Genomic DNA, 21,673 nt, shown 5'->3' with positions numbered 1-21,673 from the left:
GATGCATCGCTTCAGCTCAGCCAGTTCCACTCAAGACACCGCAGCCGACGGCTCCACCGCCGGGTGTCCTGGTGCGCCATGAAGGGTTGACGCAATGACGCCGAACGCCGCTTCCGCCTCCTCCGGGCCGAGCCGGAGAAGCTTCCTCGCCTCGACGGCGGTCGCCACCGCCGCGGTGGCGGGCGGGATGCCGCTGCTAGCCGCCTGCGGGGACTCGGGCGGTGGCGAGCGCGAGGGGACCACGTCGGGCAAGGCCGCGGACAAGCTGCTGCCGGCGTTCGTCGCCAGCACGGTCGCGAACCCGGACCTGCCGTCCAAGAACGGCTCGGCGGCCGGCTACACCGGCAAGGTCGACCTCGCCGCCCTGAAGGCCTCGGTCCCGGACAAGCTCGGCACCGGCGCCCCCTTCAAGGTCATGTCCCCGTTCTGGGGCTCCCCGCCGAAGGCCGGCTGCGCCTACTACAAGGCGCTCGACGCCGCCGCGGGCACCAAGATCACCTGGCAGAACCAGGACGGCAACACCTACGGCGAGAAGCTCGGCGCCGTCCTCGCCTCCAGCTCCATACCCGACATGGTGGTCGTGCCCGGCTGGGAACTGGTCGGCAAGATCTCCAACGCGGTCACCGCGAAGTTCATGGACCTCGGCCCCTACCTGGCGGGCGACAAGGTCAAGAAGTACCCGAACCTGGCCGCGATCCCCTCCGACGCCTGGCGCATGGGCATCTTCGGCGGTGCGCTGCGCGGCATTCCGATGCCCGCCGCGACCGCGAACTGGATCGCGTCCCTGTACCGCAAGGACATCTTCGACAGGAAGGGCTACTCGGTACCCAAGTCGGCCGACGAGTTCATGAGCTGGGCCAAGGAGGCCACCAGTTCCAAGGCCAAGGTGTGGGCCTGCGGCGACATGACCTGGTCGGCGTGGAACATCTTCGGCGTCCGCGGCTCCGGGACGATCGGCTGGGACATCGGCTCCGACGGCAAGCTGACGTACCGCGTCGAGCAGCCCGAGTACCTGGAAGCCCTGGAGTGGGTCCGCAAGCTGTACGACGCGGGTGTGGTCCACCCCGACGACAAGGCGCGCTCGGGCGACCCGGGCCAGCGGTTCACCGCCGGGCAGACCCTGGTCTGGTGCACCAACATCGCCGACTGGTACGGGAAGGTCTCCGAACAGGCCCAGTCCAACCCGGACCTCGTGATCGACGCCATGGACATCTTCGGCGCCGACGGCGGTAACCCGAAGCTGTACGCGTCCCAGCCCGCCACCATCTGGTCGCTGATCCGCAAGGGTGCCTCGAAGACCACGATCGAGAACGCGCTGGCCGCCGCCAACTTCTCCGCCGCGCCCTACGGCACCAAGGAGCGGATGCTCGTCGACTACGGCGTCGAGGGCACCCATTACACGGTCAAGGACGGCGTCCCGGTCAAGAACGACCTCGGCAACTCCGAGGTGCTCAACGCCTGGGTGATGCTCGCCGCGCCGGCCGCCTACTACGCCCACCCCGACTTCCCCGAGGTCGCCCGCAAGCAGGTCGAGTGGCAGCAGCGGATGGGCGCCTTCATGAAGAAGACGTCCACGTTCGGCATGAACATCGTCGAGCCGACCCGCTACGCCAACCTCTCCAGCCAGTTCGAGCAGCTGGAGATCGACTACGTCCGGGGCCACAAGAAACTGTCCGACGTGCAGTCGGCCATCTCCACCTGGAAGTCCTCCGGCGGTGACAAGCTGCGCGACTGGTACAAGCAGCTCATCGACAAGAACGGCAGCGGCAACTGATGTCTCTCACGGCCGGGAGCAGGCCCGACGGGACTCGTCCTCCCGCGGCCGTCGAGGAACCGACGGCCGCGGTCACCGCCGCGGTGGCCAGGGAGCGGATACCGCGCAGGGCGAGCAAGGCCGGCAAGGTCCCCTTCCGGATCCGGCTGCGCCGCGACCGCACGCTCATCCTGATGACGCTGCCGGTCATGGTCCTGCTCCTGCTCTTCAACTACGTCCCGCTGCTCGGCAATGTCGTCGCCTTCCAGGAATACGACCCGTACATCTCCAGCAACGGCGTCACCGCGATCTTCCACAGCCCCTGGGTCGGCGTCGAGCAGTTCTCGCGGATGATCGACGACCCGCTTTTCTGGAGCGCCGCCAAGAACACCATCGTGCTGTTCGTGCTCCAGCTGGTGCTGTTCTTCCCGATCCCCATCGCCCTCGCGCTGCTCATCAACAGCGTGATCCGGCCCAGGGTCCGGGCCGTGGCGCAGGCGATCATGTACCTGCCGCACTTCTTCTCATGGGTCCTCGTCGTCACCGTGTTCCAGCAGATCTTCGGCGGCGCGGGCATCATCGCCCAGACCCTGGAGGACCACGGCTGGACCGGCTTCGACCTGATGACCAATGCGGGCCTCTTCAAGTACCTGGTCACCGCGCAGGCCGTGTGGAAGGACTCCGGCTGGGGGATCATCGTCTTCCTCGCCGCCCTGGCCGCCGTCAGCACCGACCTGTACGAGGCCGCCGCGATGGACGGCGCCGGGCGCTGGCGCCGCATGTGGCACGTGACGCTGCCCGCGCTGCGCCCGGTGATCGCGCTGCTGCTGGTCCTGCGGGTGGGCGACGCGCTCAGCGTCGGCTTCGAGCAGTTCCTGCTCCAGCGGTACGCGGTCGGGGCCGGGGCCAGCGAGGTCCTCGACACCTACGTGTGGAACATGGGTATCCAGAACGGCGACTTCAGCTACGCGGCCGCGGTCGGCCTCGTCAAGGGAGTCATTGGAATCTGCCTCGTCCTGGGCGCGAACAAGTTCGCGCACCTGCTCGGCGAGCAGGGGGTGTACCAGAAGTGAGCCTCAACACGCAGCTCGTCCGCAGCCTCAAGGCCCCCGCCCGCCCGGTGTGGGAGGAGCCGCCCAGCAAGGCCGGCATCACCGCGAAGAGCGGTTTCCTTCTCCTGTGCTGCCTGGGGGTGCTCGGTCCGCTGTGGATCGTCATCGTCACCAGCCTCTCCCCGAAGCCGGTGATCGACCGGGTCGGCGGCCTCGTCGTGATCCCCCAGGGCATCACCTTCGTCAACTACACCGAACTGCTCAGCGGCGGCCAGGTCAGCCGGGCCATCATGGTCTCGGTCGGGGTCACGCTCACCGGCACGGTGTTCTCCATGGCGGTGTCGGTGCTGGCGGCCTACGGTCTGTCGCGGCCGGGGAGTCTGGGACACCGGTTCTTCCTGGTCACCATGATGGCGACGATGTTCTTCGGCGCCGGGCTCATTCCGACGTACCTGCTGGTGCAGTCGTTGGGACTGACGGACACGTATTTGTCGCTGATCCTGCCGAGCGCCGTCAGCGTCTTCAACATCCTGGTGTTGCGGGCCTTCTTCATGGGGATCTCGCCCGAGCTCACCGAGTCCGCGCGGATCGACGGGGCCGGGGACATGCGGATCCTGCTGACCATCATCATGCCGCTGTCCCGGGCCGTGCTGGCCGTGATCTCGCTGTTCTACGCGGTCGGGTACTGGAGTGCGTGGTTCAACGCGTCCATCTACCTGACCGACCAGGACATGATGCCGTTGCAGAACGTGCTCATTCAGCTGGTGCAGAAGAACACGGCGAATCCGACGGGGTTGCAGCAGGCGGTGCGTACGGGGCAGTTGTCGGCGCTGGGCTTGCAGATGGCCGTGATGGTGCTGGCGTTGATTCCGGTGGCGATTGCTTCTCCGTTTGTGCAGCGGCATTTCAAGAAGGGCATGTTGACCGGAGCGGTAAAGGGCTGACAGTTCGCCATCCCGCAGGGGTGCTTCTGTCGGACGGCGGCTGCGGGTTCGTTGTGGCTGGGCGCGCAGTTCCCCGCGCCCCCAGGTAGGTATCTCCCCCTTTCTCGATCAGCGAGGTATGTGTCATGCGCGCGTCCGGGCCTAGTCGTCGTGCTGTTCTTGCCGGGACCGCGGCTGTCGCCGCGCTCACGACACTTCCGTCCGTCGAGGGACGGGCAGAGGCAGCGACCTCCGCCACCCCCACCTACCGCTGGCGCCAAGTCGCCATCGGCGGAACCGGATTCGTCACCGGTGTGCTCTTCCACCCCTCCGTCCGCGGACTCGCCTACGCCCGTACCGACATCGGCGGGGCCTACCGGTGGGACGACCGGAGCGCGCGCTGGATTCCGCTCAACGACGATCTCGGCTGGGACGACTGGAACCTCCTCGGCGTCGAGGCCATGGCCGTCGACCCCGCCCACCCCGACCGGGTCTACCTCGCCCTCGGCACCTACGCCCAGTCCTGGGCCGGCAACGGGGCCGTGCTGCGGTCCGAGGACCGGGGTGCCACCTGGGCCCGTACCGATCTCACCGTGAAGCTCGGCGGGAACGAGGACGGGCGGGGGACCGGGGAACGGCTGCTCGTCGATCCTCGGGACAGTGACACGCTGTGGCTGGGGACCAGACACGACGGGCTGCTCAGGTCCACGGACCGGGGCGCGACCTGGAAGGCCGTGAGCTTCCCGGCCACCCCGAGCGCCACCGGTCAGGGCGTCACCCTCCTCGTCGCCGCGGGCCGCAGCGTCTACGCCGGCTGGGGCGACTCCGACGGTACCGCCGCCAACCTGTACCGCACCTTTGACGGCACCACCTGGGAAGCCGTCCCCGAGCAGCCCTCCGGTACCTCCGCCAAGGTGCCGATCCGGGCCGCCTACGACTGCCACACCCGCGACCTGTACGTCACCTACGCCAACGCACCCGGCCCCAACGGACAGTCCGACGGCAGCGTCCACAAGCTGTCCACCGCGAGCGGCAAGTGGACCGACGTCACGCCGGTGAGGCCGGGGGGCACCACCCCCGACGGCTCCTCCGACACCTTCGCCTACGGCGGCGTCGCCGTCGACGCCCGCCGCCCCGGCACGGTCGTCGTCTCCACCAACAACCGCTGGGCGGCCGTCGACACCCTGTACCGGACCACGAACGGCGGCCGCACCTGGGCGTCCCTGAAGGACTCCGCGGTCCTCGACGTCTCCGAGACCCCGTTCCTCACCTTCGGCGCCGACGCGCCCAAGTTCGGCTGGTGGATCCAGGCCGTCGCCGTCGACCCGTACGACTCGAAGCACATCGTCTACGGCACCGGCGCCACCCTCTACGGCACCCGCGACCTCAAGCACTGGGCCCCGCAGATCCGCGGCCTGGAGGAGACCTCCGTACGGCAGCTGATCTCGCCCCCGACCGGACAGGCTCACCTGCTCAGCGGGCTCGGGGACATCGGGGTGATGTACCACGAGCGGCTCACGGCATCACCGTCACGGGGCATGGCGAGCAACCCCGTGTTCGGGTCGGCGACGGGACTCGCCCAGGCCGCGGCCAAGCCCTCGTACGTCGTCCGCACCGGCTTCGGCGACCATGGAAACGGCGCCTTCTCGAACGACGGCGGCAGGACCTGGGCGCCCTTCGCGGCCCAGCCGGCTCAGGCCAAGGACTCACCGGGCCCTATCGCCGCCAACACCGACGGCAGCGTGCTGCTGTGGACCTTCGTGCACTGGGACGGCACCAAGTACCCCGCCCAGCGCTCCACCGACAACGGAACGACCTGGTCCGAGGTCGCCGGCTACCCCAAGGGCGCCACCCCGCTCGCCGACCCGGCCGACCCCACGCGCTTCTACGCGTACGACACCGACACGGGCACCCTGTTCGCCAGCACGGACGGCGGCCTCACCTTCACCGGGCGCGCGAGCGGACTGCCCTCCGGGGACAGCCAGTTCCAGTTGACCGCGGCCCCGGGGCGCTCCGGCGACCTGTGGCTGAGCACCAAGACCAACGGCCTGTACCGGTCCACCGACGGCGGAGCCACCTTCACCAAGCTCACCAGTTGCTGGGCCTCGCACACCCTCGCCTTCGGCAAGGCGGCCAAGGGCGCCGGTCACCCGGCGATCTACATGGTCGGCTCCACCGAGTCGATCACCGGCGTGTACCGCTCCGACGACGGCGCGAAGACCTGGGTGCGCGTCAACGACGGCCGGCACCAGTGGGGCTGGATCGGCGCGACCATCGCCGCCGACCCGCGGGTGTACGGCCGCGTCTACATCGCCACCAACGGCCGGGGCATCCAGTACGGGGAGCCCGTCTGATGGCCGGGCTGAGCGCGGTGACCGACGGCCGCATCCTCTACGGCGGCGACTACAACCCCGAGCAGTGGCCCGAGGAGACCTGGCAGGAGGACGTCCGGCTGATGAAGGCCGCCGGCGTCAACTCCGTCACGCTCGGCGTCTTCTCCTGGGCGAAGCTCGAACCGCGGCCGGGGGAGCGGGACTTCGGCTGGTTGGACCGGCTGATGGACCTCATGCACGACAACGGCATCGGGGTCGTCCTCGCCACCCCCACCGCCTCGCCGCCGCCGTGGCTGGGCCACCTGCACCCCGACACCCTGCCGGTCACCGAGGACGGCCGCACCGAGTACTGGGGCGGGCGCCAGCACTTCTCGCACTCCAGCGCCACCTACCGCCGTCACGCCGCCGCCATCACCGAGGACCTCGCCGCCCGCTACGGCGGCCACCCGGCCCTCACCCTGTGGCACATCAACAACGAGTACTGCACCTACGACTGGAGCGACGAGGCCGCCGCCCGCTTCCGGACCTGGCTGCAGGACCGCTACGGCTCGCTCGACGCCCTCAACTCCGCCTGGGGCACCGCCTTCTGGAGCCAGGGCTACGGCGACTGGGCCGAGATCCACACACCCCGCCAGGCCCACTACATGAAGAACCCCACCCAGGTGCTGGACTTCAAGCGGTTCACCTCCGACATGCTCCTGGAGTGCTACCTCGCCGAGCGGGACATCGTCCGCCGGGTCACCCCGCACATCCCTGTGACGACCAACTTCATGCCGCTGTGGGTCGGCCAGGACGCCTGGCGCTGGGCCGAGGAGGAGGACGTCGTCTCCGTCGACCTCTATCCCGACCCGCGTGATCCGCTGGGCGCACAACAGGGCGCTCTCGTCCAGGACATGACCCGCTCGCAGGCCCGTGGGCCGTGGATGCTGATGGAGCAGGCCGCGGGGCCGGTCAACTGGCGGGGCGTGAACCACCCCAAACCCCGTGGCCTGAACCGCCTCTGGTCCCTGCAGGCCGTCGCCCGCGGCGCCGACGCCGTCTGCTACTTCCAGTGGCGCCAGTCCCGGCAGGGCGCGGAGAAGTTCCACTCCGGGATGGTCAGCCACGCGGGGGAGGAGGGGCGGACCTACCAGGAGGTCAAGCAGCTCGGCGCCGAACTGGCCGCCATATCGGGGTACGTGACGGACAGTCATACCGCCAACGACATCGCCGTCCTGCACGACTGGCACTCCTGGTGGGCCGGCGCCCAGGACGGCCGGCTCTCCCACGAGGCCGACTACCCGGACGTCCTCCGGGCCTGGCACCGTGCCCTGTGGGAGGCCCACCTCACCACCGACTTCGCCCACCCCGAACACGACCTCACCGCCTACAAGCTGGTCGTCGTCCCCCAGCTCTACGCCCTCACCGACGCGGCGATCGACAACCTCCTCGCCTACGTCCGCCAGGGCGGCACCCTCGTCTCCGGCTTCCTCACCGGCGTCTCCGACCAGGACGACCGGGTGCGCCCCGGCGGCATGGACGCCCGGCTGCGCGAACTGTTCGGCATCCGCGTCCTGCACGAGTGGTGGCCGCTGGACGCGGGAGAGCACGCGGAATGCGACGGCCCGGCAGGCGGATTCCACGGCACCCTGTGGTCGGAGGAGATCGACAAGACCGAGGACGCCACCGCCGAGGCCTCCTACAAGGGCGGTGAGCTCGACGGACTGCCCGCCGTGCTGCGCAAGGGCCGCGCCTGGTACCTCTCGACGCTGCCCGAGCCGGGCGCCCTGCGCGAGCTGCTCACCGGGATCGCCACGGACGCGGGCGCCCGACCGGCCCTCGACGGACTGCCCGACCAGGTCGAGGCCGTCCGCCGCGGTGACCTGCTCTTCCTGCTCAACCACGGCCGCGAGCCGGTGACGGTCGACGTGACCGGCACCCACCAGGACCTGCTGACGGGCCGCTCCCTCACGGACAAGGTCACCCTGGGCCGCTACGGAGTGGCGGTGCTCCGGCCATGACCGACGGACCCGTCCACGGCACCTGGGAACCCGAACCGGCCGCGCGCTGGGAGGACGGCTTCCTCAGCGGCAACGGCCACCACGGCGCCCTCCTGTACGGCGACGCGCACGACGAGCGGGTCGTCGTCACCCATCACACCCTGGTCCGTCCCAACGGCTCCGAACACGCCCGCCCGCCCCGTCTCGCCGCCGAACTCCCCGCGCTGCAGGACCGGTTGCTCGCCGGTGAGCTCGACGCCGCCGAGCGCTTCACCGACGGACGCCCGCTGCAGTGGGTGCAGCCCTTCCACCCGGCCTTCCACATCCGGCTGCGCCGTCCGCGCGCCGCCGTCGCCGGCTACCGCAGGTCCGTCGACTTCACCACCGGCGTCCTGCGCACCGAGTGCGAGCAGTGGCGCGGACAGGTCTTCGTCTCCCGCGCGGACGACGTCATCGTCCAGCACGTCGAGGCGGCGGACCTGGTCGTCTCGCTGGACCACCGGCTTCCCGGCGCCCCCGGCACCCTGATGATCGGCCAGAGCATCGTCCGCGCCGCCGACGGGGCCCTCCTCACCCTCCGCGTCCGCTACCCCGACAGCGTCCGCCGCTACACCGGCATCACCCTGCTCGTCCCCACGGGCGGCCGCACCGCGCTCATCCCGCCCGGCGCCCACGTCACCGGCGCCGAGTCCGTCCTCCTGCTGACCCGCGTCGTACGCCACACCGGCGAACTGGACACGGCACCCCACATCGAGGCCCTGCGCGACCTGGCCCCCGAGACCGAGTCCGAGACCGAATCCGGGTCGGGGTCCGGGTCCGGGTCCGGGCCGGGGTCCGTCACGTACGCCCGGCTCCTCGACAGACACACCTCCCTCCACCGCACCGCCTACGAACGCGTCACCCTCGACCTCGCCGCCGACCCCGCCGAACGCGCCCTGCCCGGCTCGGAGTTGCTGACGCGGCCTGACAGCCCCGCCCTCCTGGAACGCCTCTTCGCCGCCGGCCGCTACCACCTGCTCTCCTCCAGCGGCCTCTTCCCGCCCCGCCTCACCGGCCTGTGGACCGGCGACTGGGACACGGCATGGTCGGGAGCCTTCACCAACGACGCCAACGTCAACCTCCAGACCGCCTCGGCCGCGTACGCCGCCCTCCCCGAGGTCACCGAAGCCCTAGCCTCCCTGATCCACCGCCAGTTGCCCGACTGGCAGGACAACGCCCGCGAGATCTTCGGCGCCCGGGGTGTCGTCGCCCCGCCGCACTCCGACGGCGAGTCCGGGCTGACGTACCACTTCGAGCGCGAATACCCGCTGCACCTGTGGACCGCGGGCGCCGACTGGCTGCTCAAGCCCCTCGTCGACCACGACGAGACCCGCGGTGAACAGGACCCGCGCACCGCCCGCCTCCTCGCCGAACTCGCCCTCTTCTACGAGGACTTCCTCACCCGCACGGACGCCGACGGCCATCTCGTCGTCGTGCCCTCCTACTCGCCGGAGAACCGCCCCGCGAACGCCGGTTGGGGCGCGATCAACGCGGCCATGGACCTCTCCGCCGCCCGGCACGCCCTGCTCACGGCCGCCGCCTACCACCCCGAGAAGGCACAGGCCTGGCGGCCCCTCGCCGACCGGCTCCCCCCGCACCGGATCAACGCCGACGGCGCCCTCGCCGAATGGGCCTGGCCCGGCCTCGACGACACCTACGACCACCGCCACCTCAGCCACCTCTACGGCGTCTGGCCGCTCGACGAGATCACCCCCTACGACACCCCCGACCTCGCCCGTGCGGCCCACCGCGCCCTCGAACTGCGCGGCTCCGAGAACGACTCGGCCCACGGCCACCTGCACCACGCCCTCGTCGCGGCCCGCCTGCGCGACGGCGAACGCGTCGCACACGCCCTCGGCCAGGTCCTCAAGGGCGACTTCTTCCACACCTCGCTGATGAGCGCGCACTACCCGGACCGGAACGTCTACAACGCGGACGCCGCCCACACGCTGCCCGCCGTCCTCGTCGAGATGCTCGTGCAGTCGACACCGGACCGGCTGGTGCTCCTCCCGGCGCTCCCCACCAGCTGCCCCCGGGGTCACCTACGGGGCATCCGCACCAGGTTCGGGGCCGCACTCGACCTCACCTGGAGCCCCACCGAAGTAACCGCGGTGCTGCGCCCCACCCGCACCCGCCGCGTCGAACTGAGGACTTCCTCCGGCACGGAGCCGCTCGACCTCGTCGCCGGAGAAGACCACGTCATCCGTCTGGAGGCGTGGTAACTCCCCCCGCATTTCCCCCCACCCATGGAAAGGGACACCATGGCAAGCACCCTGCGCAAGATCACCATGGCCGTACTGGCCCCGGCGATGGCCATCGGCGCCACCGTCGGACTCGCCTCCGCCCCCGCGTCCGCCGCCGTCTGGAGCTCCTGCGACCAGTGGGCCAACACCAGCCTGAACGGCTACACGCTCTACAACAACATCTGGGGCTCCGGCGCCGGCAGCCAGTGCATCTGGGCCAACTCCGGCACCAACTGGGGCGTCAACGCCAACCACCCCAACACCGGCGGCATCAAGTCCTACCCCAACTCCAAGAAGGTGATCAACAAGTCGATCACCTCGCTGGGTTCGCTCTCCAGCAGCTACAACGTCTCGGTCCCGTCGTCCGGCGCGTACAACACGTCGTACGACATCTGGGACACCGGCTACAAGTACGAGATCATGCTCTGGGTCAACAAGACCGGAGCCGTCGGCCCGCTCGGCACCTCGCAGGGCAACGTGACGCTCGGCGGCCACACCTGGACCGTCTACAAGGGCACCAACGGCTCGAACCAGGTCTTCTCCTTCGTCCGTACCTCCAACTCCACCTCCGGCACGGTCAACGTCCTCCCGATCCTGAAGTGGATCAAGGACACCAAGGGCTGGTTCGGCAACGAGACCATCGGTGACGTGCAGTTCGGCTTCGAGATCACCAGCTCGTCCGGTGGCCTCAATTTCACCGCCAACAACCTGACCGTCAGCAGCAGTTGACCTGATCGTGGGGCAGCGTCGGGTTTGATGGGGACATGCGTACCACCACCCCCCTCCGACGTGCCCTGCTCACCGTGACCGCGACCGCGGCCGTCGTTCTCACCGCGACGGGTTCCGCGGTCGCGGTTCCGGTCTCCGGGACGGCCGCGGCACCCCACGCCGCCGCCCACTCCCTCTCCGCCCTGCATCCCGTCGTCGCACTCGCCGCCGAACGCCTCGCCACCGCCGACCTGGTCGCCGCCGCCAAGTGGGGCACCGACAGCCCCATCGACGACCCCGCCCGCGAACAGCAGGTCCTCGACAACGTCGCCGCCCAGGCGCAGCAGCTCGGCGCGGACCCGGACGAGATCCGCGTGATCTTCCGCGACCAGATCGAGGCCAACAAGCTCGTCCAGCGGGGCCTGTTCCAGCGCTGGACCGACCACCCCGACCAGGCGCCGACGACCAAGCCCGACCTGAGCGTCGTGCGGCAGGAGATCAACCGTGTGACCAGCGCCCTGGTCGAGGCCCTCGCCACCACCGCCGACGACCGCGGCGCGTTCACCTGCCGCCCCGAACTGGCACTGGCCGGCCTCCAGGTCCACCACGAGGACCACCTCGACGCCCTGCACACCAGAGCCCTGGTGCGTGCCTTGCGCTCCGTCTGCGGAGCCTGACCCCACACGACGAAGCGGCCGGCCCACCCCGTGGGACCGGCCGCTGTCGGTATCGCTACTCCGCCACCGGCAACCGCGCCCCGTCCCGCAGGAACAACGGAATCCGGTCCAGCGGCGCGTCCACAGTCACCGTCGTACCCCCCTCGTACGTCTCACCGGTCCACGCGTCCGTCCAGCTCGCGCCCGCCGGAAGATACGTCGTACGGGCCGTCGCCCCCGCCGTGAGCACCGGGGCGACCAGGAGATCCGCGCCGAAGAGATACGCGTCGTCGACCGTCCAGGCCGCCTGGTCGTCCGGGAACTCCAGGAACAGCGGGCGCATCGGCGTCAGGCCCTCCTCGTGGGCCTCGCGCATGACCTTCAGGACGTACGGCTTCAGCCGCTCGCGCAGCCGCAGGTACTTCTCCAGGATCGCGCCGGCCTCCTCGCCGTACGACCACACCTCGTTCGGGCCGCCGGTCATCTCCGGGCCCAGCGGCATGCCCGGGTCGCGGAAGCCGTGCAGCCGCATCAGCGGGGACAGCGCGCCGAACTGGAACCAGCGGACCATGACCTCGCGGTACGCCGGGTCGTCCGGATCGCCGCCGTGGAAGCCGCCGATGTCGGTGTTCCACCACGGGATACCGGACATCGCGGTGTTGAGACCGGCCGCGATCTGCTCGCGCAGGGTCGGGAAGTCGGTGCCGATGTCACCGGACCACAGGGCGGCGCCGTAGCGCTGACTGCCCGCCCAGGCCGAGCGGTTGAGGGTGATGACCTCCTCGCCTGCGGCCGTCAGCCCCTCGTGGAAGGTGCGGGAGTTCTCCGCCGGGTACATGTTGCCGACCTCGAGACCGGGACCCGCCCAGTAGCGCAGGTTCTCCTGGAAGCCGGGCTTGAGCTCCGGCTCGCAGGCGTCCAGCCAGAAGGCCGTGATGCCGTACGGGGCAAGGTAGTTGTCACGGATCTTCGACCACATGAACTCCCGGGCCTCCGGGTTCGTGGCGTCGTAGAAGGCGACCTGGACGGTGGAGGCGACCCCCTTGTCGGGCCAGTCGGCGTGCGCCATCGGGCCGTACTGGGTGCCGATGAAGTGGCCGCGCTGCTCCATCAGGGCGTGGTTCTCGCTGAGCGGCGACACCGACGGCCAGACGCTCACCACCAACTTGACGCCCAGCTCCTCCAGTTCACGGACCATCGCCGCCGGGTCGGGCCACTCGGCCGGGTCGAACTTCCACTCGCCGAGGTGCGTCCAGTGGAAGAAGTCGCAGACGATCGCGGAGAGCGGCAGCCCGCGCCGCTTGTACTCCCTCGCCACCGACAGCAGTTCCTCCTGGGTGCGGTAGCGCAGCTTGCACTGCCAGAAGCCCGCCGCCCACTCCGGCAGCATGGGTGTACGGCCGGTCACCGCGCTGTAGCGGCGCTGGCCGTCCGCCGGGGTGCCCGCGGTGATCCAGTAGTCGATCTGGCGGGCCGAGTCGGCAACCCAGCGCGTGCCGTTGCGGGCGAGCTCCACGCGGCCGATCGCCGGGTTGTTCCACAGCAGGGTGTAGCCGCGGCTGGAGGCGAGGACCGGGATGCCGACCTCGGCGTTGCGCTGGATCAGATCGAGGACCAGGCCCTTCTGGTCCAGCTTGCCGTGCTGGTGCTGGCCGAGGCCGTACAGCTTCTCGTCGTCGTAGGCGGCGAAGCGCTGCTCCAGACGGTGGTGGCCGTTGCCGACGGCGGTGTACAGACGCGAGCCGGGCCACCAGAAGTGCGCGCGGGCCTCCGCGAGGAGTTCGGCCAAGTCCGCGGTGCGCAGGAAGCGGAGCTGTCCCTCGGCGTCGACGTGGACGGTGAGCGAGCCCACCGTCAACCAGCCTTCACCGTCACCGGTCTTGACCGTGCTCTCGGTGGCCGGCGGCTCGTCCAGCAGGGCGCCCGGCAGCCCCTCCAGAATCGGCCCGCCGAGCCGGGCACGCACCCGCACGGCGTCCGGGCCCCAGGGCTCGATGCGCACGGTCTCCTGGCGCCCGCTCCACTCCAGCGCGCCGTCCCGCTCCCGGAAGGTGCCGACGGTGGGGGACGACTGCGCGAGGCTGACCTTGGGCTGGATTTCGGCAGGCTGATTCACGAGGAGTGCTCCTGAGGGAATGCAGACAGGGGCGTGCCGCACAGGCACGGCATGCGTGATGTTTGTGGTGTCCGGTGTGCGAGGTGTCTGGTGGTGTCCGGTGTACGAGCTGTCCGGTGGTGAGGTGTCAGGACACCGAAGGTGCCGGGCCCGTGCTCGACCGGACCGTCAACTCGGGCTCGATCAGGACGACTTCGTCCTCGCCGCGGCCCTCCAGCTTGGCGACCAGCCGCTCCAGGGCGTGCCGGCCCATCTCCTGGGCGGGGATGGCGACCGACGTCAGCCGGACCGAGGCCTGCACGGCGACCTGTTCGGGGCAGATCGCGACCACCGAGACGTCCTCGGGGATGGCCCGGCCCTGCTGGCGCAGCAGCGCGAGCAGCGGCTCGACGGCCTGTTCGTTCTGCACGACGAAGCCCGTGGTGGACGGGCGCTCGTCGAGGATGCGGGCGAGGGTCACGGCCATCGCGTCGTACCCGCCCTCGCAGGGCCGGTGCAGCAGCCGCACGCCCAACTCCTGGGCGCGCGACCGGAGTCCGTCCAGAGTGCGCTCGGCGAAACCGGTGTGCCGTTCGTAGACCGCGGGGGCCTCGCCGATGACAGCGATGTCGCGGTGACCGAGCTTCGCGAGGTGCTCGACGCACAGGGCGCCGGTGGCCCGGAAGTCGAGATCGACGCAGGTGAGCCCGGAGGTGTCGGCGGGGAGGCCGATGAGTACGGAGGGCTGGTCGGTGCCGCGCAGGAACGGCAGCCGTTCGTCGTCGAGTTCGACGTCCATCAGGATCATCGCGTCGGCGAGCCCGCTGCCGGTGACACGGCGTACCGCGTCGGGGCCCTCCTCGCCGGTGAGCAGCAGGACGTCGTACCCGTGCGTCCGCGCGGTGGTGGCCACCGCGATGGCGATCTCCATCATCACCGGCACGTACATGTCGGTGCGGAGCGGGATCATCAGCGCGATGATGTTCGACCTGCTGCTGGCGAGGGCGCGGGCGCCGGCGTTCGGGTGGTAGCCGAGTTCGCGGATGCTCTCCTCGACCCGCTGCCGGGTGCTCGTCGAGATGGACCGCTTGCCACTGAGGACATAGCTCACCGTGCTCGCCGAGACTCCGGCGTGCTGGGCGACCTCGGCGAGGGTGACCATCCAGCTCTCCAAGCTTTGTGAAGCGCTTCGACAGTGCGCAGTGCGAACAGGTGCGGGTGGGGGTGGTTCGACAGTAGCTCCCCCGGGAGTGGGTGTCCATAGGTTGTCGAAGCGCTTCGACAAGGACCGCGAGGCGCGCGCCGCAGGAAGGGCGATCCGAAGGCGGCAGACCTGCCCCGGCCCGGCCTTTCCCGTCCTCCGTGGGCCTGAGCCTCCTGCCTACCACGACCGGCCGCCGGGAGCCATGGACCGGACGCGCGGAGCCCGGCCGGCGAACCGACCCGCCACGCGCGCGTGGCGGGGGTGGACGGCGGGGGCTCACTGGACACCCGGTCGTATTCCGTCGACATCGGCCGAACGGCCGCGCGAGGGGTGGTGGCCTCGCCCCGGATCGGGTACCAACGATCGGGTAGCACCCGTCGGTAACCATACGGCCCCCATGATCCCGATTCACGACGAGGTGAGCCTGATGTCCGCACCGTCCACCCAGCCCGTCGTCACCGAGCGCGAGGCCCGCGAGGTGGCGGAGGCCGCCCGGGAGCAGGACTGGCGCAAGCCCAGCTTCGCCAAGGAACTGTTCCTCGGCCGGTTCCGGCTCGACCTCATCCATCCGCACCCGATGCCCCCCGAGGAGGACTCCCGGCGCGGCGAGGCGTTCCTCGCCAAGCTCCGCGACTTCTGCGAGACCAAGGTGGACGGCGCCCTCATCGAACGCGAGGCCCGGATCCCCGACGACGTCGTGGCCGGGCTCAAGGAGCTCGGCGCCCTCGGCATGAAGATCGACACCAAGTACGGCGGCCTCGGCCTCACCCAGGTGTACTACAACAAGGCGCTGGCCCTCGCGGGTTCCGCGAGCCCCGCGATCGGTGTGCTGCTCTCGGCCCACCAGTCGATCGGCGTACCGCAGCCGCTGAAGCTGTTCGGCACCCAGGAGCAGAAGGAGAAGTTCCTGCCCCGGTGCGCCCGCACCGACATCAGCGCCTTCCTCCTCACCGAGCCGGACGTCGGCTCCGACCCGGCCCGCCTCGCGACCAGCGCGGTGCCCGACGGGGACGACTACGTCCTCGACGGAGTGAAACTGTGGACGACCAACGGCGTGGTCGCCGACCTGCTCGTCGTCATGGCCCGGGTGCCGAAGTCCGAGGGCCACAAGGGCGGCATCACCGCCTTCGTCGTGGAGACCGACTCACCCGGCGTCACCGTCGAGAACCGCAACGCCTTCATGGGCCTGCGCGGCATCGAGAACGGCGTCACCCGCTTCCACCAGGTCCGGGTCCCGGCGGCGAACCGCATCGGCCCCGAGGGCGCGGGCCTGAAGATCGCCCTGACCACCCTCAACACCGGCCGGCTCTCCCTGCCCGCCTCCTGCGTGGCCGCCGGCAAGTGGTGCCTGAAGATCGCCCGCGAATGGTCCGCGGCCCGCGAACAGTGGGGCAAGCCGATCGCCCACCACGAGGCCGTCGGCTCCAAGATCTCCTTCATCGTGGCGACGACCTTCGCCCTGGAGGCCGTACTCGATCTGTCCTCCCAGATGGCCGACGAGAACCGCAACGACATCCGCATCGAGGGCGCCCTCGCCAAGCTCTACGCCTCCGAGATGGGCTGGCTCATCGCCGACGAACTGGTCCAGATCCGGGGCGGCCGGGGCTTCGAGACCGCCGATTCCCTCAGGGCCCGCGGCGAGAAGGCGGTCCCCGCCGAACAGGTCCTGCGCGACCTGCGCATCAACCGCATCTTCGAGGGCTCGACCGAGATCATGCACCTGCTGATCGCCCGCGAGGCCGTCGACGCCCACCTCTCGGTCGCGGGCGACCTCATCGACCCCGAGAAGTCCCTCGGCGACAAGGCGAAGGCGGGCGCGAACGCGGGCGTCTTCTACGCCAAGTGGCTCCCGAAGCTCGTCGCCGGACCAGGACAACTCCCCACCTCCTACGCCGACTTCAAGCGCGAGGTGGACCTCTCGGCGCACCTGCGCTACGTCGAACGAACGTCCCGCAAACTCGCCCGCTCCACCTTCTACGCCATGTCCCGCTGGCAGGGCCGCATGGAGACCAAGCAGGGCTTCCTCGGCCGGATCGTCGACATCGGCGCCGAACTGTTCGCGATGAGCGCGGCCTGCGTACGCGCCGAACTCCTGTACACCACCGAGTCCCACGGCCGCGAGGCCTACCAGCTCGCCGACGCCTTCTGCCACCAGTCCCGCCTGCGCGTCGAGGAACTCTTCGGCCGCCTGTGGAACAACACCGACGACCAGGACCGCAAGGTCGTCAAGGGCGTCATGTCCGGCACCTACACCTGGCTGGAGGACGGCATCGTCGACCCCTCCGGCGAAGGCGTCTGGATCGCGGACACCACCCCCGGCCCCTCCGAGAAGGAGAACGTCCACCGCCCGATCCGGTGACGACGCAAGGACAGCGCGCTCCCCGAGAGGGACGCGCTGTCCTCCTACACCGCTCTTACGGCCACAATGGAGGGATGAGCGACAGTCCAGCCCCCCTCGCCGACCCACATCTGGTCTACGACCCCGTAGCGGGCGACGGTCCCCAGGACGTGGTGATCCTCGGTTCCACCGGCTCGATCGGCACCCAGGCCATCGACCTCGTGCTGCGCAACCCCGACCGGTTCCGGGTGACCGGCCTCTCCGCCAACGGCGGGCGCGTGGCGCTCCTCGCCGAGCAAGCGCACCGGCTCGGGGCACGGACCGTCGCGGTCGCCCGCGAGGACGTCGTACCGCAGCTCCGCGAGGCGCTCAGCAGTCTCTACGGCACGGGCGAACCGCTCCCCGAGATCCTCGCCGGCCCGGAGGCGGCCACGCAGCTCGCCGCCTCCGACGCGCACACCGTCCTCAACGGCATCACCGGCTCCATCGGACTCGCCCCCACCCTCGCCGCCCTGGAGGCGGGCCGCACCCTCGCGCTCGCCAACAAGGAGTCGCTCATCGTGGGCGGCCCGCTGGTCAAGGCCCTCGCCAAGCCCGGGCAGATCATCCCCGTCGACTCCGAGCACGCGGCCCTCTTCCAGGCACTGGCCTCCGGGACGCGGGCCGACGTACGCAAGCTGGTCGTGACGGCGTCCGGCGGCCCCTTCCGCGGCCGTACGAAAGCCGACCTCGCCCAGGTGACCGTCGAGGACGCCCTCGCCCACCCCACCTGGGCCATGGGCCCGGTCATCACGATCAACTCCGCGACCCTCGTCAACAAGGGTCTCGAAGTCATCGAGGCGCACCTCCTCTACGACATTCCCTTCGACCGCATTGAGGTGGTCGTGCATCCCCAGTCGTATGTCCACTCGATGGTTGAGTTCACGGACGGATCCACGATCGCCCAGGCGACGCCCCCCGACATGCGGGGGCCGATCGCCATCGGTCTCGGCTGGCCCGAGCGCGTCCCCGACGCGGCACCCGCCTTCGACTGGAGCAAGGCGTCGACCTGGGAGTTCTTCCCCCTCGACAACGACGCGTTTCCCTCGGTCAACCTTGCGAGACACGTCGGACAGCTCGCGGGTACGGCCCCGGCGGTGTTCAATGCCGCCAACGAGGAGTGCGTCGAGGCCTTCCGGGCCGGCGCACTGCCGTTCAACGGGATCATGGAGACCGTGACCCGGGTGGTGGACGAGCACGGCACCCCGCGAAGGGGAACCTCGCTCACCGTCGCGGACGTCCTCGAAGCGGAGACCTGGGCGCGGACCCGGGCCCGGGAACTGACGGTACAGACGGCGGAGGCCCGTGCATGACGACCCTGATGTTCATCCTCGGCATAGGGCTCTTCGCCTTCGGCCTCCTGGTGTCGATCGCGTGGCACGAGCTGGGGCACCTGTCCTTCGCCAAGCTCTTCGGCATCCGCGTGCCGCAGTACATGGTCGGCTTCGGCCCGACCGTCTTCTCGCGCAAGAAGGGCGACACGGAGTACGGCATCAAGGCCATCCCCTTCGGCGGCTACATCCGCATGATCGGCATGTTCCCGCCCGGCGACGACGGCCGTATAAGCGCCCGCTCGACGTCCCCCTGGCGCGGCATGATCGAGGACGCCCGTTCGGCCGCCTTCGAGGAGCTCCAGCCCGGCGACGAGAAGCGCCTCTTCTACACCCGTACGCCGTGGAAACGCGTCATCGTGATGTTCGCGGGCCCCTTCGCGAACCTGGTCCTCGCCGTGGCACTGTTCCTCACGGTCCTCATGGGCTTCGGCATCTCCCAGCAGACCAACACGGTCAGCTCGGTCTCCAAGTGTGTGATCGCCCAGAGCCAGAACCGCGAGAACTGCAAGGCCTCCGACCCCGCCTCCCCGGCCGCGGCCGCCGGCCTCAAGGCGGGCGACAAGATCATCGCGTTCAACGGCGTGAAGACCGATGACTGGAACAAGCTCTCCGACCTCATCCGCGCCAACCCCGACAAGACGGTCCCGATAATCGTCGAGCGCGACGGCAAGGACGTCACCCTCACCGCGAAGCTCGCCAGCAACCAGGTCGCCAAGAAGGACTCCAGCGGTCAGTACGTCCAGGGCGAGTACGTCACCGCCGGCTTCCTCGGCTTCAGCGCCGCCACCGGCATCGTCAAGCAGGACTTCGGCGACTCGGTGGTGTGGATGGGCGACCGCGTCGGCGACGCCGTCGACTCCCTCGCCGCCCTGCCCGGCAAGATCCCGGCCCTGTGGAACGCGGCCTTCGGCGACGCCCCGCGCGAGCCGGACTCCCCGATGGGCGTGGTCGGCGCGGCCCGCGTCGGCGGCGAGATCTTCACCCTCGACATCCCCCCGACCCAGCAACTGGCGATGGCCCTGATGCTGGTCGCGGGCTTCAACCTCTCCCTGTTCCTCTTCAACATGCTCCCGCTGCTGCCCCTGGACGGCGGCCACATCGCGGGCGCCCTGTGGGAGTCCCTGCGCCGCAACCTGGCGAAGGTCCTGAAGCGCCCGGACCCGGGCCCGTTCGACGTGGCGAAGCTGATGCCGGTGGCTTATGTGGTGGCGGGGATCTTCATCTGCTTTACAGTCCTCGTTTTGATCGCGGATGTGGTTAATCCGGTCAAAATAAGCTGAGAATCGGTCATTTTCTATCACGCTGGTGATAGTGCCTCGCCTTTCGCTCGTGTAGCTCACACGGGGGAAAGGCGAGGCTTGTTCGTACGGAGCAGGTGCGGAGACAAGGGCCGGGGCTCACGGACAGTCTGGGGGCCCGCATCGAGGAGTTGCTGCGCTCCAGCGCAGATCGTGGAGGTCCTCGGTGAGAAAGGAGAAAGCACTCCGGTGCTGAGCCACGGTCGAGTATCTCGCCGGGTGCCCGCGCCGTTGCCCCGGTGAGAATCTCCTAGGCGTACGGCGTTGGCGGTGGCCCGGTGTGTTCCATGCCGGACCACCATCCCTTGGGTGGGTTTGACGGCCGTGAGGTGCTCGCGGCCCGGTCGGTGCCGTAATCTCGAAGCCTGGAGCCCGCCGCTGACGGGACCTGGACCTTGATCCACGACTTGGGGTTGCACAGCAGATGACTGCGATTTCTCTCGGCATGCCGTCCGTTCCGACCAAGCTCGCCGAGCGCCGGAAGAGCCGGCAGATCCAGGTCGGCACGGTCGCGGTGGGCGGTGACGCCCCGGTCTCGGTCCAGTCGATGACGACGACCCGTACGTCCGACATCGGCGCCACCCTCCAGCAGATCGCCGAACTTACGGCCTCCGGCTGCCAGATCGTCCGCGTGGCCTGCCCCACCCAGGACGACGCGGACGCCCTCGCCACGATCGCCCGCAAGTCGCAGCTCCCGGTGATCGCCGACATCCACTTCCAGCCCAAGTACGTCTTCGCCGCCATCGAGGCGGGCTGCGCGGCGGTCCGGGTGAACCCGGGCAACATCAAGCAGTTCGACGACAAGGTCAAGGAGATCGCGAAGGCCGCGCGCGATCACGGCACGCCGATCCGGATCGGGGTCAACGCGGGCTCCCTGGACCGCCGCCTGCTCCAGAAGTACGGCAAGGCGACGCCCGAGGCGCTCGTCGAGTCGGCCCTGTGGGAGGCATCCCTCTTCGAGGAGCACGACTTCCGTGACATCAAGATCTCGGTGAAGCACAACGACCCGGTCATCATGATCGAGGCGTACAAGCAGCTGGCCGCGCAGTGCGATTACCCGCTCCACCTGGGCGTCACGGAGGCCGGCCCCGCCTTCCAGGGCACGATCAAGTCGGCGGTCGCCTTCGGCGCGCTGCTCTCCCAGGGCATCGGCGACACGATCCGCGTCTCCCTCTCGGCACCCCCGGTCGAGGAGGTCAAGGTCGGCAACCAGATCCTGGAGTCCCTGAACCTCAAGCAGCGCGGCCTGGAGATCGTCTCCTGCCCGTCCTGCGGCCGTGCCCAGGTGGACGTCTACAAGCTGGCCGAGGAGGTCACGGCTGGCCTGACCGGCATGGACGTCCCGCTGCGCGTCGCGGTCATGGGGTGTGTCGTCAACGGCCCCGGCGAGGCCCGCGAGGCCGACCTCGGTGTCGCCTCCGGCAACGGCAAGGGGCAGATCTTCGTCAAGGGCGAGGTCATCAAGACCGTTCCCGAGTCCAAGATCGTGGAGACCCTCATCGAGGAGGCCATGAAGCTGGCCGAGCAGATGGAGGCGGAGGGCGTCTCCTCCGGCGAGCCCTCGGTGTCGGTCGCGGGCTGACCCGAGCGTCCGGGGGCGGCGGCCCTCAGGCGGTACGGCTCCCGGGGCCGCTGCTGAGCGGGCGGTAACCGAACGCAGGGCGGCACGGCTCGGCTTC

At 69.8% G+C, this 21,673-nt stretch carries 14 protein-coding genes; 12 read left to right on the top strand and 2 right to left on the bottom strand.

All coding sequences use genetic code 11. The annotated features are described in order from the left end of the window. Positions 1-94 precede the first annotated feature (94 nt). The 8 genes from ACFVYN_RS18225 (at position 95) to ACFVYN_RS18190 (ending at position 11,707) form a co-directional block, all read left to right on the top strand. Positions 95-1,774, top strand: a complete 1,680-nt coding sequence (locus tag ACFVYN_RS18225) for an extracellular solute-binding protein (RefSeq protein ID WP_389999318.1) — start codon at positions 95-97, stop codon at positions 1,772-1,774. Beyond that, the gene (locus tag ACFVYN_RS18220) at positions 1,774-2,826 is read left to right on the top strand and encodes an ABC transporter permease (RefSeq protein ID WP_389999315.1); all 1,053 of its coding nucleotides are present in this window, start codon (positions 1,774-1,776) and stop codon (positions 2,824-2,826) included. Before ACFVYN_RS18225 ends, ACFVYN_RS18220 begins: the two co-directional genes overlap by 1 nt. Further along, complete coding sequence (locus ACFVYN_RS18215) at positions 2,823-3,749, top strand: carbohydrate ABC transporter permease (RefSeq protein WP_389999313.1); 927 nt, start codon at positions 2,823-2,825, stop codon at positions 3,747-3,749. Before ACFVYN_RS18220 ends, ACFVYN_RS18215 begins: the two co-directional genes overlap by 4 nt. A 125-nt stretch (positions 3,750-3,874) precedes the next feature. Next, complete coding sequence (locus tag ACFVYN_RS18210; protein ID WP_389999311.1) at positions 3,875-6,082, top strand: WD40/YVTN/BNR-like repeat-containing protein; 2,208 nt, start codon at positions 3,875-3,877, stop codon at positions 6,080-6,082. Next, positions 6,082-8,061 (top strand): beta-galactosidase, encoded by a 1,980-nt coding sequence (locus tag ACFVYN_RS18205; protein ID WP_389999308.1) that lies wholly within the window; start codon positions 6,082-6,084, stop codon positions 8,059-8,061. The genes ACFVYN_RS18210 and ACFVYN_RS18205 overlap by 1 nt, the downstream gene beginning before the upstream one ends. Further along, positions 8,058-10,301, top strand: coding sequence for a glycoside hydrolase N-terminal domain-containing protein (locus ACFVYN_RS18200; protein ID WP_389999305.1), 2,244 nt, complete (start codon positions 8,058-8,060; stop codon positions 10,299-10,301). Before ACFVYN_RS18205 ends, ACFVYN_RS18200 begins: the two co-directional genes overlap by 4 nt. 39 nt (positions 10,302-10,340) lie before the next feature. Further along, on the top strand, positions 10,341-11,051 hold the full coding sequence (locus ACFVYN_RS18195; protein WP_389999303.1) for a hypothetical protein: 711 nt from the start codon (positions 10,341-10,343) through the stop codon (positions 11,049-11,051). Positions 11,052-11,086: 35 nt separating this feature from the next. Further along, positions 11,087-11,707, top strand: a complete 621-nt coding sequence (locus tag ACFVYN_RS18190) for a chorismate mutase (RefSeq protein ID WP_389999300.1) — start codon at positions 11,087-11,089, stop codon at positions 11,705-11,707. 55 nt (positions 11,708-11,762) lie between these two features. Here ACFVYN_RS18190 and ACFVYN_RS18185 read toward each other — a convergent pair whose 3' ends face one another. Both ACFVYN_RS18185 and ACFVYN_RS18180 read right to left on the bottom strand, forming a co-directional pair. Continuing rightward, positions 11,763-13,802, bottom strand: coding sequence for a TIM-barrel domain-containing protein (locus tag ACFVYN_RS18185; protein ID WP_389999296.1), 2,040 nt, complete (start codon positions 13,800-13,802; stop codon positions 11,763-11,765). 127 nt (positions 13,803-13,929) lie between these two features. After that, positions 13,930-14,943, bottom strand: coding sequence for a LacI family DNA-binding transcriptional regulator (locus ACFVYN_RS18180; RefSeq protein ID WP_389999293.1), 1,014 nt, complete (start codon positions 14,941-14,943; stop codon positions 13,930-13,932). A gap of 469 nt (positions 14,944-15,412) precedes the next feature. Here ACFVYN_RS18180 and ACFVYN_RS18175 point away from each other — a divergent pair, with 469 nt between their 5' ends. The 4 genes from ACFVYN_RS18175 (at position 15,413) to ispG (ending at position 21,576) form a co-directional block, all read left to right on the top strand. Further along, positions 15,413-17,344: an acyl-CoA dehydrogenase family protein gene (locus ACFVYN_RS18175; RefSeq protein WP_389999364.1), complete on the top strand. Its 1,932-nt coding sequence runs from the start codon at positions 15,413-15,415 to the stop codon at positions 17,342-17,344. A 74-nt stretch (positions 17,345-17,418) separates the two neighbouring features. After that, a complete protein-coding gene (gene dxr, locus ACFVYN_RS18170) occupies positions 17,419-18,675 on the top strand; it encodes a 1-deoxy-D-xylulose-5-phosphate reductoisomerase (RefSeq protein ID WP_389999290.1) in 1,257 nt (418 codons plus the stop codon). Between the two features lie 8 nt (positions 18,676-18,683). Beyond that, a complete protein-coding gene (locus tag ACFVYN_RS18165) occupies positions 18,684-19,976 on the top strand; it encodes a M50 family metallopeptidase (protein ID WP_389999361.1) in 1,293 nt (430 codons plus the stop codon). A 442-nt stretch (positions 19,977-20,418) separates the two neighbouring features. Continuing rightward, positions 20,419-21,576 carry a flavodoxin-dependent (E)-4-hydroxy-3-methylbut-2-enyl-diphosphate synthase gene (gene ispG / locus ACFVYN_RS18160; protein WP_389999288.1) on the top strand — a complete coding sequence of 386 codons (1,158 nt, stop codon included), beginning with the start codon at positions 20,419-20,421 and terminating at the stop codon, positions 21,574-21,576. Positions 21,577-21,673: the final 97 nt, after the last annotated feature.

This window comes from Streptomyces sp. NPDC058307 (assembly GCF_042880295.1).
Lineage (GTDB): Bacteria > Actinomycetota > Actinomycetes > Streptomycetales > Streptomycetaceae > Streptomyces.
Note: the sequence above shows the minus strand (reverse complement) of the source record. Positions and strands in the feature narration are given on the sequence as shown.

Bases quoted from the DNA above. Each gene is read 5' to 3' on its own strand.
- ACFVYN_RS18210 (WP_389999311.1), top strand. From the start codon at position 3,875: ATGCGCGCGTCCGGGCCTAGTCGTCGTGCTGTTCTTGCCGGGACCGCG.
- ACFVYN_RS18190 (WP_389999300.1), top strand. From the start codon at position 11,087: ATGCGTACCACCACCCCCCTCCGACGTGCCCTGCTCACCGTGACCGCG.
- ACFVYN_RS18175 (WP_389999364.1), top strand. From the start codon at position 15,413: ATGTCCGCACCGTCCACCCAGCCCGTCGTCACCGAGCGCGAGGCCCGC.
- ACFVYN_RS18220 (WP_389999315.1), top strand. From the start codon at position 1,774: ATGTCTCTCACGGCCGGGAGCAGGCCCGACGGGACTCGTCCTCCCGCG.
- ACFVYN_RS18225 (WP_389999318.1), top strand. From the start codon at position 95: ATGACGCCGAACGCCGCTTCCGCCTCCTCCGGGCCGAGCCGGAGAAGC.
- ACFVYN_RS18180 (WP_389999293.1), bottom strand. From the start codon at position 14,943: ATGGTCACCCTCGCCGAGGTCGCCCAGCACGCCGGAGTCTCGGCGAGC.
- ACFVYN_RS18205 (WP_389999308.1), top strand. From the start codon at position 6,082: ATGGCCGGGCTGAGCGCGGTGACCGACGGCCGCATCCTCTACGGCGGC.
- ACFVYN_RS18165 (WP_389999361.1), top strand. From the start codon at position 18,684: ATGTTCATCCTCGGCATAGGGCTCTTCGCCTTCGGCCTCCTGGTGTCG.
- dxr (WP_389999290.1), top strand. From the start codon at position 17,419: ATGAGCGACAGTCCAGCCCCCCTCGCCGACCCACATCTGGTCTACGAC.
- ACFVYN_RS18200 (WP_389999305.1), top strand. From the start codon at position 8,058: ATGACCGACGGACCCGTCCACGGCACCTGGGAACCCGAACCGGCCGCG.
- ispG (WP_389999288.1), top strand. From the start codon at position 20,419: ATGACTGCGATTTCTCTCGGCATGCCGTCCGTTCCGACCAAGCTCGCC.
- ACFVYN_RS18195 (WP_389999303.1), top strand. From the start codon at position 10,341: ATGGCAAGCACCCTGCGCAAGATCACCATGGCCGTACTGGCCCCGGCG.